Source organism: Yoonia sp. 72, from assembly GCF_034652275.1.
In the GTDB taxonomy this organism is placed as follows: Bacteria; Pseudomonadota; Alphaproteobacteria; order Rhodobacterales; family Rhodobacteraceae; genus Yoonia.
Genome location: NZ_JAXIWG010000003.1, coordinates 114,994 through 130,869, shown reverse-complemented (window position 1 = coordinate 130,869; position 15,876 = coordinate 114,994). Strand labels below are relative to the sequence as shown.

The 15,876-nt window shown below is 61.0% G+C and carries 11 protein-coding genes; 6 read left to right on the top strand and 5 right to left on the bottom strand.

Annotation, left to right across the window (positions count from 1 at the left end; genetic code table 11):
* Positions 1-42: 42 nt before the first annotated feature.
* The gene (locus tag VCK47_RS12960) at positions 43-1,698 is read right to left on the bottom strand and encodes a BCCT family transporter (RefSeq protein ID WP_322890460.1); all 1,656 of its coding nucleotides are present in this window, start codon (positions 1,696-1,698) and stop codon (positions 43-45) included.
* 268 nt (positions 1,699-1,966) lie between these two features.
* Between VCK47_RS12960 and phnD the strand changes: the two genes are divergently transcribed.
* The 4 genes from phnD (at position 1,967) to phnE (VCK47_RS12940) (ending at position 5,410) form a co-directional block, all read left to right on the top strand.
* The gene (phnD, locus tag VCK47_RS12955) at positions 1,967-2,914 is read left to right on the top strand and encodes a phosphate/phosphite/phosphonate ABC transporter substrate-binding protein (RefSeq protein ID WP_322890461.1); all 948 of its coding nucleotides are present in this window, start codon (positions 1,967-1,969) and stop codon (positions 2,912-2,914) included.
* A 65-nt stretch (positions 2,915-2,979) separates the two neighbouring features.
* Entirely contained in the window at positions 2,980-3,801 is an 822-nt protein-coding gene (gene phnC / locus VCK47_RS12950) for a phosphonate ABC transporter ATP-binding protein (RefSeq protein ID WP_322890462.1), read from the top strand.
* Positions 3,798-4,601 carry a phosphonate ABC transporter, permease protein PhnE gene (phnE, locus tag VCK47_RS12945; protein ID WP_322890463.1) on the top strand — a complete coding sequence of 268 codons (804 nt, stop codon included), beginning with the start codon at positions 3,798-3,800 and terminating at the stop codon, positions 4,599-4,601. Before phnC ends, phnE (VCK47_RS12945) begins: the two co-directional genes overlap by 4 nt.
* On the top strand, positions 4,598-5,410 hold the full coding sequence (phnE, locus tag VCK47_RS12940) for a phosphonate ABC transporter, permease protein PhnE (protein WP_416236675.1): 813 nt from the start codon (positions 4,598-4,600) through the stop codon (positions 5,408-5,410). Before phnE (VCK47_RS12945) ends, phnE (VCK47_RS12940) begins: the two co-directional genes overlap by 4 nt.
* A gap of 87 nt (positions 5,411-5,497) precedes the next feature.
* On the opposite strand, the gene VCK47_RS12935 is transcribed toward phnE (VCK47_RS12940), so the two are convergent.
* From VCK47_RS12935 to VCK47_RS12920, 4 genes are all read right to left on the bottom strand, one after another.
* Positions 5,498-6,796, bottom strand: coding sequence for a sodium:solute symporter family transporter (locus VCK47_RS12935; protein WP_322890464.1), 1,299 nt, complete (start codon positions 6,794-6,796; stop codon positions 5,498-5,500).
* 5 nt (positions 6,797-6,801) lie between these two features.
* Positions 6,802-8,670: a serine aminopeptidase domain-containing protein gene (locus VCK47_RS12930; RefSeq protein WP_322890465.1), complete on the bottom strand. Its 1,869-nt coding sequence runs from the start codon at positions 8,668-8,670 to the stop codon at positions 6,802-6,804.
* Positions 8,671-8,796: 126 nt separating this feature from the next.
* A complete protein-coding gene (locus tag VCK47_RS12925) occupies positions 8,797-9,426 on the bottom strand; it encodes a hypothetical protein (RefSeq protein WP_322890466.1) in 630 nt (209 codons plus the stop codon).
* 315 nt (positions 9,427-9,741) lie between these two features.
* The gene (locus VCK47_RS12920) at positions 9,742-10,572 is read right to left on the bottom strand and encodes a hypothetical protein (protein ID WP_322890467.1); all 831 of its coding nucleotides are present in this window, start codon (positions 10,570-10,572) and stop codon (positions 9,742-9,744) included.
* Between the two features lie 149 nt (positions 10,573-10,721).
* On the opposite strand from VCK47_RS12920, the gene VCK47_RS12915 reads away from it, so the two are divergent.
* Both VCK47_RS12915 and VCK47_RS12910 read left to right on the top strand, forming a co-directional pair.
* Positions 10,722-11,816 carry a hypothetical protein gene (locus VCK47_RS12915; RefSeq protein ID WP_322890468.1) on the top strand — a complete coding sequence of 365 codons (1,095 nt, stop codon included), beginning with the start codon at positions 10,722-10,724 and terminating at the stop codon, positions 11,814-11,816.
* 11 nt (positions 11,817-11,827) lie between these two features.
* Positions 11,828-15,835: a hypothetical protein gene (locus tag VCK47_RS12910; RefSeq protein ID WP_322890469.1), complete on the top strand. Its 4,008-nt coding sequence runs from the start codon at positions 11,828-11,830 to the stop codon at positions 15,833-15,835.
* Positions 15,836-15,876 lie beyond the last annotated feature (41 nt).

Genomic DNA, 15,876 nt, shown 5'->3' with positions numbered 1-15,876 from the left:
GGCTCCGGCCCCTTTTGGGATCTTGCTATGGGCAACGCCCCGTCAGCGCGGTTCGTTCATCAACCCGCGCACAACGGCATAACAGGCCGCCAGCAGCACGATGGTAAACGGCAGACCCGCCGACACCGCCATCGCCTGCAAGGCCGCCAAGCCACCTCCCAGCAGCAATGCGACAGCCACCGCGCCTTCGAAGCTCGCCCAGAACACGCGCTGGATCACCGGCGCGTTGGTCTTGCCACCCGCTGCGATCGTGTCGATCACAAGGCTGCCGGAATCCGACGAGGTGATGAAGAACACCACGACCAAGATGATCCCGACAAAAGATGTGATCGCCGTCAGCGGCAATTGGGTCAGCATCTCAAACAGTTTCAGTTCAAGTGCTGCATCCTGCACTGCGGTATAGCCGTCATTCACGACCTGCCCGATGGCCGTGCCGCCCAGCGCAGTCATCCACAGCACCGACAGCAGCGTCGGCACGATCAGCACGCCGATCAGGAATTCACGCACTGTCCGGCCACGGCTGACGCGGGCGATGAACATGCCCACGAAAGGTGACCAACTGATCCACCACGCCCAATAGAACGCGGTCCAGCCTTGGGAAAAGTTCGCATCCTCGCGCCCGAAAGGCATCGACAGCGCAGGCAGGTATTGCCCGTAAGCCAGCAGATTGTCGAAAAACCCTGTCAGGATCGCGACCGTTGGTCCGGCGATGATGATGAACAGCAACAGCAGGATCGCAAGGCCCATGTTGACCTCGGACAGCACCTTCACCCCGCCATCGAGGCCGCGAATGATCGACCCGATGGCGATCAGCGTGATCACGATAATGAGCAGGATCAGCATCGAATTGCCGGTGCCGAAGCCGAACAGGAAATTCAGCCCCGCAGAGGCTTGCTGCGCGCCGATCCCCAGTGATGTGGCCAGACCGAACACCGTGGCCAGCACCGCCAGAATGTCGATGATATGACCCGGCCAGCCCCAGACCCGTTCACCGAAGATCGGGTAAAAGCAGGACCGCAGCGTCAGTGGCAGACCCTTGTTGTAGCTGAACAGCGCCAGCGCCAGGGCGACGACCGCATAGATCGCCCAAGGGTGCAGACCCCAGTGAAAGATCGTGGCCGCCATGCCCAGACGGCGCGCGTCCTCGACATTGCCTTCGGCACCGCCCAGCGGCGCCCAATCGGTGCGCAGCCCGTCTTCGCCCACAACGATCCCGCCCAAGGCCGCATCGAAATGGCCCATCGGTTCGGAGACGCCAAAGAACATCAGCCCGATGCCCATGCCTGCGGCAAACAGCATCGAAAACCAGCCGACATAGCCGTAATCGGGTGTTGCATCCGGCCCGCCAAGGCGCACCTTGCCCAAAGGCGAGACGACCAGCCCCAGACAGACCAGCACAAAGATGTTGCCCGCGCTGAGGAAAAACCAGTCAAGGTTGCCTGTCAGCCAGTCGCGCAGGCCGATGAACAGGGGTTCGGCCTCGTTCTGGAAGGCCAGCGTGAGGAAGGTGAAAAGCATGATCGCGATGGCCGAGACGGAAAACACGATCTTGTGCAGGTCCAGTTCCAGCGCGACAGCACCACTGAAATTATCCTGACCGATGTCATAATCGGTCTCGATAATTTCAGTGTCACCTTCGGGTTCGGGGATCGCTTCGATGTCCGGCGGCTCTTGGCCGGGCGCAGCTATGTCGGTCATATCGGTCCTTTCTTTTCTGGCTCTGCTTGACTGTGGGTCACGCAGATAAGGGGCTGCACCTAACGCATCCATCGCCAAGCTTCAACCAAGCGCCGTGAAAAGTCCTTGTTTTATTGGAAATCCAATCGCTTATCGTCCAGTCACCCGCCGCATCGCGCCGGACGGCAGCGCGGATTTTTTACAAAAACATCATCCTGATTTTACTTGGACGTTGCTTTGCGCGGTCAGTGACGGCGGCATCACCCTGCCGATGCAAAGGATCCCTGCCATGAAACTGACTGCGACACTTACAGCGATGACCGTTGTGCTTGCCACGCCAAGCTTTGCCGAATTCGCCCTCGCTGACCGCTTTGTCGACAACGACGGCGACCTGATCGCTGACATTCCGACCGATGAAAGCCAGTGGCTTGACCCCGCAACGCTGGTCTTTGCCTATACGCCCGTCGAAGACCCTGCCGTCTATGCCGAAGTCTGGCAGCCCTTCCTTGACCACATGGCCGAAGTGACCGGCAAGAATGTGCAGTTCTTCCCCGTCCAGTCCAACGCCGCCCAGATCGAAGCGATGCGCGCAGGCCGTCTGCATGTCGCGGGCTTCAACACAGGGTCGAACCCCTTGGCTGTCGCCTGCGCCGGTTTCCGTCCTTTCGCCATGATGGCGGCCGCCGACGGGTCGTTCGGCTACGAGATGGAAATCATCACCTACCCCGACAGCGGCATCACCGAGATCGCCGATCTGGCCGGTCGCACGCTGGCCTTCACATCGGAAACATCGAATTCCGGCTTCAAGGCCCCATCCGCGCTGCTCGAAGCAGAATTCGGTCTGGTCGCGGGCACCGACTTCTCGACCGCATTCTCGGGCGCGCATGACAATTCGATCCTTGGCGTGGCGAACCGCGATTATGACGCCGCCGCCATCGCCAACTCTGTCCGGATCCGCATGGAAGCCCGCGATGTCGTTCAGGCAGACCAGTTCGAGATCATCTATACCTCGGACACTTTCCCGACGACGGGTTATGGCACGGTCTACAACCTGCACCCCGATCTGCAGGAAGCCGTGAAAGAAGCGTTCTTCAGCTTCGACTGGACCGGCACCAGCATGGAAGCGGAATTCAGCGCCTCTGGCGAAGCCCAGTTCATCCCGATCACTTTCCAGGAAAACTGGGCCGTCATCCGCCAGATCGATGCGGCGATGAACACCCAATACACCTGCGAATAACGCCTTTTCGACTTGCAAACGCGGGCGGTAGTTATCGCCCGCGTTTCCTTTTTCAGGATATCCCGATGCTGATCCTCCAATCGCTTTCCAAGACCTACAAGACTGGCGATACCGCCCTGTCCGACGTGTCCCTGACCGTGCCCAAAGGGCAGATCATGGGGCTGATCGGACCGTCGGGTGCGGGTAAATCCACGCTGATCCGCTGCATCAACCGGCTGGTCGAACCGACAGGCGGCAAGGTGCTGCTGAACGACGTGAACCTTGTAGGTCTTGGCAAGCGCGAGTTGCGCCAGCAACGCCGCCGGATCGGGATGATCTTTCAGGAATATGCCTTGGTCGAACGGCTGACCGTGATGGAAAACGTCCTGTCGGGGAGGTTGGGCTATGTGCCGTTCTGGCGCAGCTATCTGCGCCGCTTTCCGGCCGAGGATATCGCCCGTGCCTATGCGCTGCTGGACCGTGTCGGGCTGTTGCAACATGCCGACAAACGCGCCGATGCTTTGTCGGGCGGACAGCGGCAGCGTGTCGGCATCGCGCGCGCGCTGGCGCAGGACCCCGAATTGCTGCTGGTCGATGAACCGACCGCCAGCCTTGACCCCAAGACATCGCGCCAGATCATGCGCCTTTTGATCGAAATTTGCGCCGAACGCGGCCTGCCTGCCATCGTCAACATCCATGACGTGCCTTTGGCGCAGCAGTTCATGCAGCGCATCGTGGGCTTGCGCGCGGGTCGCGTCGTGTTCGACGGCCCGCCCGACCTGTTAACACAGGACGCGCTGACCACGATCTATGGCGAGGAAGACTGGAACGCGATGCGCAAGGGCGACGAAGAACAATCCGCCGCCGAAGCCGACGCACGCGAGCGTATTGCGGCGCTGGTGCAATGAGCGCGACCTACCCCACGCGCTGGAAGCGCCCGCCGCAGATCATCCGCGACCGCCGCTGGCGGGTCGCTTTACAGATCGGTATCGTCGTCTATCTGGTGCTGGCGCTTGGCACGGTCGAGGTCAACTGGACCCGTGTCTATGAAGGGCTGGAACGCGGGCAGCGGTTTGTCATGGGGTTTCTGCAACCCGATTTTACCAGCCGCTGGCGCGATATCTCCAACGGATTGATTGAAAGCCTGACGATGACGCTGACATCAACCGTGGTCGGTGTCGCCATCTCGGTGCCCATCGGAATCGGGGCGGCACGCAATATCGCGCCCGTCTGGATCTACCGCATCTGCCGGTCGATCATCGCGGTCAGCCGCGCGCTTCAGGAAATCATCATCGCGATCTTTCTGGTGGCGATGTTCGGGTTCGGCCCTTTTGCAGGGTTCCTGACGCTGTCCTTCGCCACCATCGGGTTCATCGCCAAACTGCTGGCCGACGATATCGAGGAGATCGAGGAAGCGCAGGCCGAAGCGATCCGCGCCACAGGCGCATCTTGGTGGCAGGTCGTGAACTATGCCGTGCAGCCGCAGGTCATGCCGCGCCTGATCGGGCTGTCGCTTTACCGGCTTGATATCAATTTCCGCGAATCCGCCGTGATCGGCATTGTCGGCGCGGGCGGGATCGGGGCGACGCTGAATACCGCGATCAGCCGCTATGAATACGACAGCGCTGGCGCCATCCTGCTCATCATCATCGGGATCGTGATGGTGGCAGAATACAGCTCCAGCTATCTGCGAAAGTTTCTGCAATGACCGATTTGACGCATCATTCCCAAGTCTGGACCTATCGCACCCCGCGCGCGCGGCTGATGCTCTGGGGGGGCTGGTTCGCGCTGGTGGCACTGTTCGTCTATTGCTGGCAGGTCATGACGGCCAATACGATGTGGGTTTTCGTGTGGGACGCGCCCAAGCAGGCCGCCGATATCGGGGGCCGGATGCTGCCGCCGCGCTGGGGCTACTTGGGCGAGCTGATGGGTCCCTTGTGGGATACGATAAACATTGCCACGCTAGGCACCTTGGGCGGGGTCATCATGGCCGTGCCGGTGGCGTTTCTGGCGGCGCGCAACACCTCGCCGTCCTTGCTGGTCCTGCGCCCTATCGCGCTGTTCATCATCGTGGCCTCGCGGTCGATCAACGCGCTGATCTGGGCGCTTTTGCTGGTGGCGATCATCGGTCCCGGCCTTTTGGCAGGGATCATCGCCATCGCGCTGCGGTCCATCGGGTTCATCGGCAAGCTGCTTTATGAGGCGATCGAGGAAACCGATGCCAAGCAGATCGAGGCGATCACCGCCACGGGTGCAAGCGGCGCGCAGGTGCTCAGCTACGGGATCGTGCCGCAGGTGCTGCCGACGTTCTGGGGGATCACCGTGTTCCGCTGGGACATCAACATCCGCGAAAGCGCCATTCTGGGGCTGGTCGGTGCCGGTGGCCTTGGGCTGAAACTCGAAGCCTCGCTCAACACGCTGGCCTGGAGCCAGATCAGCGTGATCCTTCTGTTGATCCTTGGCACCGTCGTGGTTAGTGAATGGGTGTCATCGCGTGTGCGCCACGCGATCATCTGACCCTGCGCCGGCATGAACGGCAAGCGCACAGCTTGTCACGACCAGAGGGCGGAACGACCCTATCTGGAAAACTGCCGATCCTGCGGGCTAGTGCCCCTTCCCGCTTTGACCGCGCAAGGCGAGGTAAATCGCCAAGCTCAGCCCGAAACCGGACAATGCGGCCAGTGACGGCACGACGGGTGTCAGGAAAAGCGTCAGGCCGACCCCCAGGCCCGTTGACCACAAAACGGCCTTTGGTGCGCGATCCCGCAGGAACAAGGCCCCGAAGACCGCAGGCAGAAATACGACCAGCGATGAAAACGCCGCGATCACATTCAACAGCAAGTCACCCATCACCAGCGCCAGAACGCCGAGCGACAGGAAATAGCACAGCGTGGCAAGGCGGGCTCTGCGCAGGTCTTTTGTCTTTCCGACCAACCCGCCAATGACAGGCATGGTGAATGTGTCGATGGACGACATCACCGCCACCAGCAGAACGGCATCGCTCAACCAGCCCCAGCCGGACGGCATTGCATCGCGCAAACCCCGCATGACGGTCACAGGTGCAGCATCCGCCGGTTGGATGTTGTAATGTCCCAGATAAGCAATCGTCAGGTTGACAAGCCCGCAAATGATGGCCGCCAGCACATAGGCCAGCCGTGCGTTTTTGGCGCTGTCGGCTGTGGCGATACGCTGCCAGTTGTCCACGCTCAAGACAGTCGAGAACGGAAACAGCAATAGGACAGCAACAAGAAAGACAATGCCATAAGATCCGGTCGACAGGGCCGATGGTGCATCGACGCGCCCTTCGCCCGGATTGAAGATCAGAACACCAGCGATCAGCGCAATGCCGGCCACGAGGATAAGGGCCTGAACCATATCCGTCTGCGTCGCAGCCTGATATCCGCCGCAAACGGCATATCCCGCGACCGAAGCTACAGCCAGGACCATCGCGGCGGCGGCTGACAGGTCCAGCACCATTTGCAGGATCAGGCTCAACGCCAGTATCTGCACAAGTGACCGCAAACCGAACACAATGCCGAACGGGAGCCAGATGAGCAGGCGATTGGAAATGCCGTGCCGTTCGCGCAGATAGTCGATCAACCCGTAATGTCCCGCCTGCCGGGTTTCCCGGTGGATCCGTGGTGCAAGCCATGCGCAGAGCAACAGACCCGCTGCATAGGTCAGCGACAGGGCATAGGCGATCAGTGGCGCTTCGGAGGCAAAAAGATACAGCGGCACAAATGTCCCGATCCCGATATTGCCCGCGATGGCAGAGCCGAGCGTCGGCGCAAAACCGGTTTTACCGCCGTTAAACAGATAGAGTTCTGCGGTCTGGCGAGGTGCCAGCAGCAAGGCATGCACCAGTGGAATGGCAAGGAACAGAATGATTGTCAGAGGTGTCATCAGGGTCAGGACAACTGACGATCCTGCAAGAGCGAAGGTGCTGTTGGTTGCTGCCGCGTCAACCACCCGAGCGGACCCGTCAATATCCGGTGCGACAATTCCGATCTGCTGGTGATATGCATCTTGTCAAAAACCTGTTTCACATGGCTGCGCACCGTGTGCTCGGAAATGCCCAGACGTTCTGCGGCAGCACTGGTTGAAATACCTTCGGCCAGCAGCAAAGCGACCGTGCCTTCCTTGTGAGTCAACCCGTAGGCCATCATCAGCAAGCTTGCCTTGCTCTCCGCAAGATCATGCGCCAGCTCGGGGTCGCGGAGCACCAACAACCCGCCGACGAGATCTCCCGATCCGGCCTCGACCCGGGCAGGGCCGGGGTGCATCCATAACCCGATGATCCGGCCGTCGAGCACCAGCGGCGTTTCGCAGGGCTGATCGACGCGCGCGGGAAAAGCTGTTCCGGCAGGTTGTTCGGCCAAAAGCCGCGCCGTCATGCGGGCCAGATTGCCCTCGGCCGCACACATCAGGCGTGCCATGATGCGCTTGAAGGCGGGATTGGCATGGCCAAGCTGCAAATCCGAATCTAGCAAAGCGACACCAAGGTCCAGCCGGTCGATCACGTCATGATAGACCCGCCCCATATGGGCTGCCCAGCGCAATTCCTCGCGCAGCTCAAAGGCGCGGTGCCAATGCGGGTGCAGGGTCTCGATCAAGGCGTCGATCGTGGGGTCATCGGTCTCGGCGGCATGGGCAATGCTGATGATGAGATCGATCCAGTGGGTGTCATCTTCGATCGCCGCATAGCATTTCGCGATCATCGCAGTCAGGTCGAGAGGGTGCGGCCTGTGTTCGCCAACCGCCGCAGAGACCGGTTCCTGCACCACGACAGGCGCGGGATGCGCGGGCCGGGATACGGGCGGCGGGCTGTCAGCGGCAGAAGCGCCGTCCTGCATCCAGCCCAGACAGACGTCAGCCACCGGCACCTGTTCGGCATCGATCAGGATATTCGCTCTGACCTTGGGCAGGTACCTGACCGACACATCGGCCACCCCGCGACCGCTGATCGCTGCCGTGATGGTCGGCACCTGCTTGCCGCCACGGGTTTGCGGATCCTCTGGCCCGGTCAAGACCATCACCCTTAGATCCGGTGCCAGATCGGGCCCGTTTGCCGCTTTGACCCATGACCCCTGGATCCCGCGCAACGTCGCCAGCCAATAGCCCAGTGTCGGCGTCGGAAATCCGGTCGGGTCAGCGCGTATCCGCGCGATCTGGTCAGGGTCGGCAGTCACGGTCTGCAGCATCGTCCAAGGGTCGCTGTCGGGATGCCCCGGGATATGAGCCCGCAAAAAGCGGTAAATATGATGCAGCAGCTGCGGGTCCGGTGAATCGATGGGCCGTGTCAGCCGCCGCACACGCAAGAAACCGTCCATCACCTTCGCGACACCCTTCTGCGGCAATGTTGGTCCGGCAAGCACCAGATGCCGCGCGAGATCATGATCGTCGCGCAAGAGGTCCAGCATCACATGACCTGACAGGCTTCCGCCCAGAAGAAGGCGCTGGTCACGTGGCACATCCTCAAAGGCATGACGCGCGAAACAGCGCATATCGTCGCGCAGCTGGTCCCATCCGCGCTCGGGGTCCAGATGCGCCTTGGGCGCCTTGCCAGAGATCGACATGCCATGCCCGCGCAGATCACCCGCCCAGACGACAGCGCCTTGCGCGCAGAGCGTCGCGACACAGGGGGCCATCAGACGCGTATTGACCGAAGGTCCATGGCCAAGCAGCACGACGACACCCGTTCGATGGTTTCCAGTCGCCCGTTGCAGCATCAAAGGACATCCGTCCGCCGACACCACGGTTGTCCTTTCGATCTTCATGCAAGACCTCAACCAGCACCACTGCAAGCCCCACACAAAGCGTCTTGCACGACGATCTTGCCGAGGTTCGGTCGATCCGGCAAGCCTGCAAAAGCAGACCTGCGATCCATCACCGGCGATGCTGGCCTAGTTCATTCCGAGGGTGATGACGACATCATCGCCAGCGGCGACAGCGAGGTCATGGCGTTCGCCGGTGCCACCATCCGCGCGGCGTACATCGATGCGGTAGGTCGCAGGTGGCAGGTAATAGGGTCCCTGCGCCTGAAGCCACGCCGATTGCACGTCGATCACCGTTGTTTCATTGGCGAAGCTGACCGAAACGATATCATCAGCCGTCATACTGTCCGATGCCAGCACGATCCTTGCGTAATCATCCAGCGGCAGGGTCAGCTCGGTCATGTCGGCGGTCACGTCGGCGCGGAAAAACAGCATGACGGGACCAATCTGCAATTCCAGCCCCAGATCGCCGGACACCGGACCCAGATAGTTTTCCTCGCCTCTGATCCGTTCGGCAAAGTCGTATCCGGTCAGGGCATTCGTAACAGAACTGCGCCGTTCCGCCGCGACAAGCCCCGTGCGGGACGCGAACCAGTCTACCTGATCGGTGACGTCGTCCTGTTCTGGCCCAAAGACCAGACGGACCTGCAGTCCATCGGCCGCTTCCGCAGGTGGCGATTTCAGTCCGAAGAGCGCCAGCATCAACAGACTGCCCGCTGCCAGTGTCACGCCAAGTGCCGGCATGTATCGCTTTATCATCGGTATCCCTTCGTTGCTTTTGCACCTGTCAAAGTCGAACAGACAGGTGACCGGCCTGCGCCGCATCCCGCATTTGGGGGATGCCACAAGGCATGCCGCACGCGGCGATCCTGTGCCGGCAATTCTGGCGTAGGCTGGTGTTGTTCGGCATCCTTGCCAGCCGCACGGTCGCTTTGCTGTCAGGTATGACGGTGTCGGGAGCTGCGGGGCTGGCACGTTTATCGGGCTTGTGCGTTTCTATCCGGCGCTGGCGCTGGTCTCGCAACACCTCTGGCAGACGGCGCGCGCCAACCCTGTCGCATGAGGGGCGCCGCTTTACGGAAGGTTCTGCTGGTTGCCGCCCTGACTCCAAGTCTTGTTGCCTTGCGCGATCTTGGCTTTTTGCGCGCTCGCCACCCGCCTCAGGTGACGGTTGACGCCAAATCGCCAGGCATCCGGCCCGCGACTGCTCCGTTTCGTGCCAGCGCGCGCAGTGCCGATCAATTGCAGGATGACGTCCAGTTCCCATGCAAAGCCCGCGGTCTTGATGATGCTTCCGCTTTCGGACACGACAAGGCACGGCACAGGTGTCGACTTTTCACGCCAAGGCAAAGCGCCGACGCATTGCGCAAGTGCCGGAATGTCAAAGAACGGCCGCGGATCGACCACTGACAGGATTGTGACGTCAGGAGCGTCTGGACCGGAACAGTCGCGCAAACTGCCAATCTGGTGGCCGATGTCCAGCCCGACCAGATCACGTGCAATCCGCGCGCCGACAGGGTTGTCCAGCGCCCCGGCAATGGTCTGCAGCGCCTCGCCCATACGATCTGCGAGCCGGGGGAAAACGACCAGCAGCCCGCCGCTAAAGCGCAGTTGCGGCAGATGGATGGCCACGGTACCGTCGGATACATCATAGCGGCGCCTTGATGCAGACCGGCTTGGCACAAATTCCACCTGCAGCCCCGCATTGCGACAACGCAAAACCCAAGCCTCGTGGTCTTTTCTGTATCCGAAGTCGGTTACGATGGTCAGGCCGCCTGCCGCGGCGACATCGGCGACCAGCGCGTTCTGCCGTTTCCGGCGCCGGGACTTTTCCCGGATCGGCACCAGAATGCCCGCACCCACCAGAAGGCCAATCGACGTGTAAAGAAAGATATCAAGCACCATGGGGGCAATCCTGTCGCAAACTGTCGTGCAAAAACCAGAGTGATTGCCAAGCTGGGAGTCCGCGTCCCTCAAATGGGGGATGCGACGACCGGTGCCGCCAATCTAGCCTTGGGGACATACCCCGCGCTTTTGGAGAACGTCGGATCACCATGCCCAGTCCTTTCGCTATGTGTCGCCCGTGGGTCACTGCAATCACCCTGAGTCCGCTTTTCGCTGCGGGTCATGTTGCGCCCGCCATCGCACAATCGGCTGCATGCCTGACCCCGGTCGAAGTTGTCGAAACAGGCGAGATGTGGATCACGCTCGACGACCGCACGGACCGGCTGGTTTTCATTGCCGTCACGGTCGATGACCTGTTGTTCGACGGTGCGGAAAGCATATCCTCGGCTGCCGTCCTGTCGGGCGAAAATGCAGCGGGCGGACCCTATCAGATATGGTCGATCACCGCCTATCCAGAAGGCTGGGTGACGGAATTGCGCCAACAGCTGTGCGGTGAGGATATTCTTGATGCGATCGACGCCCAGCGGGTCTTGTCCGTCGATGGCGACCCTCTGGCGGGGGCGATGGTGAGCCTGTCGCCGTCGCAATCCGTCATTCAAGGGTATCTGCAGTTTGGCAGGGCTGGCAAAACCGACCCTGACCGGCTGGCTGCCGAGACCGCCGCGCGTGCGCAACTTGCAGCCTTCGAAAGCCGTTTGCCCCCGCGCGACGGGGTGTTCCTTGTGAACTTCAGGCTGCCGGCCCCGAATCTGCGCGATGCCCGCGCGATAGAGGCGCAGATGGCGGCGATCGTATCCGATCCCTCCCTCGACCCTGCGGAAATGAACCGTCGTCTGGAAGCATTGATGCTCGGCCGCTCTCCGGGCCCGACAGATCCCGGAGCAATAACCTGCCCTTGCCCGATGGAAATCATGGAGGCCCATCTTTTTGGGGCCGATGGTCCGCCTTTTCTTGCCGAAAGCCGGAGTTGGGACACCTCCGACATGGCGTCGGCACCGTTTGGCCTGACGGTCACGGAAATCGCATCGCAGCCTGACGGGGCCTATCGGGTCACAGGACAGTTTTCGGGCGCGGTTTTCGGGATGGCACCCAAGGCAGCACAAGAAAGCGCCGGTTCAACTTTTCTCGATAGTCTCGGCCTGCCGGACATGGACAAAAGCCCGGATGCCATCGCGATATCGGGCGGGTTCACCATCGACCGCGTCCTGTCGGGTGACATGACGCGCCTGCCCAAACTGTTCTGAGGCTGATCGACATGTTCCGTCTTCTGCTTGCGCTGATCTGGCTGACCGTCTCGCCGTCTGCAATCCGCGCACAGGCGCAGCCTGACCATGTGGTGATCGACGCGACGGAGCGCCTTTCGCGCGCCTCTGGCCCCAGACGGGCCGCCGCAGTCGAGGAACTGGTAACATTGGCGACCGGCAACCGTGATGCAAAAAGCACAACCATCCGGTTTGGCGATACGGAATGGATTACCCTCAATCATGTACCTGTGCAGGTCAGCGTCTCTGGCGATTGGGGAAATCACGACGTCACCTGTTATGTGACCTTGCGCTTTGACCGCACGCGGACGGGCAATGACAGCTGGCAGGTGGCCTTCGGTGTCGTGGAGGCCGGGCTTGACGCGGCCTATCTGCAATCCGGCGACGCTGCCGTGCAGATTGCGCATTTTGTCGAAACCGCCATGGGCGACGAACCGGCCCCGTTTGTCACAGGTGACGGTTTCATCAATGCGGCTTGCGGGCCCGGCCCGCTCGCAGACCCCGCTCTTGCCGAGCCTGCAATCATCGCGCGTATCCAGCGCCAGAACGCCGCCTGTGTCTATGCAATCGAGGATCTGGGCGTACAGGCCTTGAATCCTGATGTGCCGATGCCGCCGGCCTGCATCATGCTGGTGGCCATGCAGCGCGACTATGCTGGCTCCCTGGGTCTTGCGCCAGAGTCCCTTGCAAGATTGCAGGAATGCGCGCCGCAGATCGCCGCAGCCAACGGCAGTGACCGGCAAGTCGATAGTGCCTGCGCCGGTTTTCTGCGCGGCATGGCGCAACAGGCCGATGCTACACTCGGCACTTGTATCGCCAGCGCCGGAGGCAGCGGCAGCCTGATGATTCTTGACCCTACGCCCTATACGTTCAGCGCCATCTATAGCGGCCAATATCAACGCGCGGATTGCAAGGGCTACACCGTCCAACTGCGTTTCAACGTCACGGATGATTTTGCCTTTGTTTCCGCCCTGCCCACAACGTCATCCTGCCTGCTTGTCGAGCCGGAAGAACCGACCTTCGATCTTTTCTTCAACCGCGAGGTTGACGAGAAAAGGCTGTCCGACCTGATCCGCCTGCGTGTGAACGTCTGGAATGGGGGCGTCTGGACGATACCGCTCACGTTTACACAGGTGGAGAACGGGCATATCCGGGTGCAGCCGACCGAAACCCTGATTGCAGGCAGTCTGTACTGGCTCGATGTCAAAAGCGGAGAGAACGGCATCAAAAGCGCAACCGGTGCCATCCTTGATGCACCACCCGCCGTCAGCCTGATCGTGCCAGGCCCGCCGGACGAAGAAGATTTCACCACCGTCCTGCGGTTCCATGTGTCTCCGGTGTCGCAAAATCCGGCATTGACGCGGATTGAGGACAGGTTCCGCGCCGGTGTTTACCAGATCGTGCGCGACGAAAGATTGCTGCGCAACCGGCCCACGGCGCTGCGCCTCTGGTTTGACTGGCCCGGCTATGGGGACAACGTGCCCTATGTCAATAATGCCCTGTGCATGTCGGTCGAGGTGACAGAGACAGGAAAGCAGGACGAGTTACTTTATCCGCCGCGCGACACGGTCTTGCGGCCGGACCATCACTATACGCAGACCGACCGGCGCATGGGGCGCCATACGGTGAATTTCTTCAACTGGCGTCCCGCAGATCCGATCGGCAGCGTGACTGTCACCGTCAAGCCGCAGGTCTATTGGCGCAGTCTGGATGCCGACCCCGATGATGTGCCCGAGATCACGGTCGATCACGCAGTGCGGTTTCTGGAACAGCAGCCCGCCAATCTGGAACTGATCGTCGGCTTTGTCGAGTTCGACGATTACGCCGATGCGGGCTGGCAGGGCGACATGGCGGTCTGGCGGCAGAACTTCAACAGTGTGCGTCGCTATGCCTGGCAGGTGATGCCCATCAACTCTGTCACTGTCCGTTATGTCGGCGGTTTTACTCCGGAGGAACTTGGCGTCAGCTTCTCGGAGGCGGACGAAGACGACTTCGCAAAGTTGCAGCGCGAAGACTGGATCAACGGATGCGACGACAGCCGCAGCAACCCCGGGCGCAATGTGATCCAACCAGAATGCAGGGCGTCTTTCTTTCATCGCGACATGACCGTCCCGATGGCAGCAGCGGCGTTCGGCGACAGGTATTGCCAGTCGTCGCATCAAGTCTGTTTTCTGATGGCACCGCCAACATTCGGCAAGGTGCGGGACAGCTCCGCACCGGGCCGGCGCCAGATCGAAGTGTCCGCGCGCCTGATCGATTCAGAGAAGCGGACAGTCGGCAGGGTGAGTCCGATTGCAACAGACGGGCAAGCACTGACGCATGAAATTGCGCATAGTTTTGGACTGAACCACCTGCCACTCCGCCAGAGTGATGATTTTGATTTCATGGCCTACACCCGGGTCGGCGGGGTGTTTCCCGATATCGACGGCATCTTGATGGCTTTGTCAGGCCGCGACGGTGCGATGAAAAGCTCTGAAACGGGCAATGCGGACAACCCGCGCTTTCTGGCACCAGTCATGTTTCCCAATGTCATCGGAGAGACAGTCGCCTTCATGCCGACGTCGCAGTTCACGCAGTTGATGGACAGCATCTACGGGATCGGCGGCTCGGTGTTCGGACCAGAGCAGGTCTATTCGCATCGCTGGGAACGGCTGCCGTATGCCGAGATCCAGAACCGCTTATCATATCCGCGCGAAATCAGCATGTTCGAGGATGATGAGCTGCCATCCGTGCCACGTCTGACGCAGCGCTTGCCGCTGCTGGACGAACCAGAGGCCGACGGGATCGCGCTGTCGCTCGTTCTGTTGCAAACAGAAGAGACCGCCTTGCCATTGGCGTTTCGCATCATCGGCGCGGGCACACAGAGAGCGACGGACCTTTCGACGGGTGTGCCGGTGGGGGTGATGCGACTGTCTTTTGCGGATCGCGCCGATAGGGATGTGCCATTTGCAGCGCCTTCCTTTGCGCGCGCGATGGCAACGCAGGGGGACCGACTTGTCGCTGTTGATCTGGACCTGTTCCTGCCACTGGATGACGCAGAGCGCAGGACGCTGCGCAGGATCGCGCTGCTGGATCATGAGGGTGAATTGGTGACCTCGCTCGACATTGCAACCTTGCCGGAAGAGCCGATCCAGATCACGCAGGCGATAGATCCGCGCGGTCTGCTGACGCTGGCATGGGATACGGGTTTGCCACAAGCGCCGGAACTTGCCTTTCTGCCTGCCGGACAGATGACACCGGTGCCTTTGGGCATGGCATCACACCACGGGGCCGTGATCGATACAGCCGCTGCCGGGCTGGTTGGGACTGGTGATTTGATCGTGACACTGGAAACGGTGGCAGGACGCTGGCAGTCGATCGTACCGGTCACTCTGCCATCCGTTCTGCGGGTCAGCGAGACGCTGATGTCCGATAGTGGCAACCCGGAAATGATCGTGACGTTCAACCGCCCCCTGTCAGAGGATCTGCCGTCCTTCAGCCTGCTGACTGCAGAGGGACCGATTGCGCTTTTTGCCACCGTCCTTGACGACCAGTTGGTTCTGACCGCGTCTGCCGACCTGCCGACCTGTGCCAGCTATCCGGTGGTCGCGGAGGGTGTCCTGCGCGATGTGATCGGAACAGCGCTGTCAGGGCGGGTGGACTGGACTTTCGCAACAGGCGGCGAAGATTGCGCGCAAGTCATGGTGAACGAGGCGCGGCTGACCCTGACCGGTGGTGGTGCCGATCAGACCCTTCTTGGACAAGTCAGCATGACGGAGACAGGCTATCTTTTGCAATTTAACGGTCTGGGTGTTCTGATCGAAACGGCACAAGACGCGGTGTCCGGTCTGGTATCTGTCGCGCAAGGCCAAAGCCGCCGTGATCTGGTGTTGCGCTATGGCGGCCCTGAGAACGCGGATGGTGTGGTGCAAATCATGCGGGATCATCAGGGCCTGCATGCAAGTTTCAGCGCCCGATGGGGCAACAGGTCAGTCAGCGGCAGTTTTCAACTGCCCGACTGACCTCGCATTTGCGACCCTCGCACGCCCCAGACAATCGACGC

What these genes read in the sequence shown, in the direction of transcription:
- VCK47_RS12960 (WP_322890460.1), bottom strand. Translation starts at nt 1,698, where the DNA reads ATGACCGACATAGCTGCGCCCGGCCAAGAGCCGCCGGACATCGAAGCG.
- phnD (WP_322890461.1), top strand. Translation starts at nt 1,967, where the DNA reads ATGAAACTGACTGCGACACTTACAGCGATGACCGTTGTGCTTGCCACG.
- phnC (WP_322890462.1), top strand. Translation starts at nt 2,980, where the DNA reads ATGCTGATCCTCCAATCGCTTTCCAAGACCTACAAGACTGGCGATACC.
- phnE (WP_322890463.1), top strand. Translation starts at nt 3,798, where the DNA reads ATGAGCGCGACCTACCCCACGCGCTGGAAGCGCCCGCCGCAGATCATC.
- phnE (WP_416236675.1), top strand. Translation starts at nt 4,598, where the DNA reads ATGACCGATTTGACGCATCATTCCCAAGTCTGGACCTATCGCACCCCG.
- VCK47_RS12935 (WP_322890464.1), bottom strand. Translation starts at nt 6,796, where the DNA reads ATGACACCTCTGACAATCATTCTGTTCCTTGCCATTCCACTGGTGCAT.
- VCK47_RS12930 (WP_322890465.1), bottom strand. Translation starts at nt 8,670, where the DNA reads ATGAAGATCGAAAGGACAACCGTGGTGTCGGCGGACGGATGTCCTTTG.
- VCK47_RS12925 (WP_322890466.1), bottom strand. Translation starts at nt 9,426, where the DNA reads ATGATAAAGCGATACATGCCGGCACTTGGCGTGACACTGGCAGCGGGC.
- VCK47_RS12920 (WP_322890467.1), bottom strand. Translation starts at nt 10,572, where the DNA reads ATGGTGCTTGATATCTTTCTTTACACGTCGATTGGCCTTCTGGTGGGT.
- VCK47_RS12915 (WP_322890468.1), top strand. Translation starts at nt 10,722, where the DNA reads ATGCCCAGTCCTTTCGCTATGTGTCGCCCGTGGGTCACTGCAATCACC.
- VCK47_RS12910 (WP_322890469.1), top strand. Translation starts at nt 11,828, where the DNA reads ATGTTCCGTCTTCTGCTTGCGCTGATCTGGCTGACCGTCTCGCCGTCT.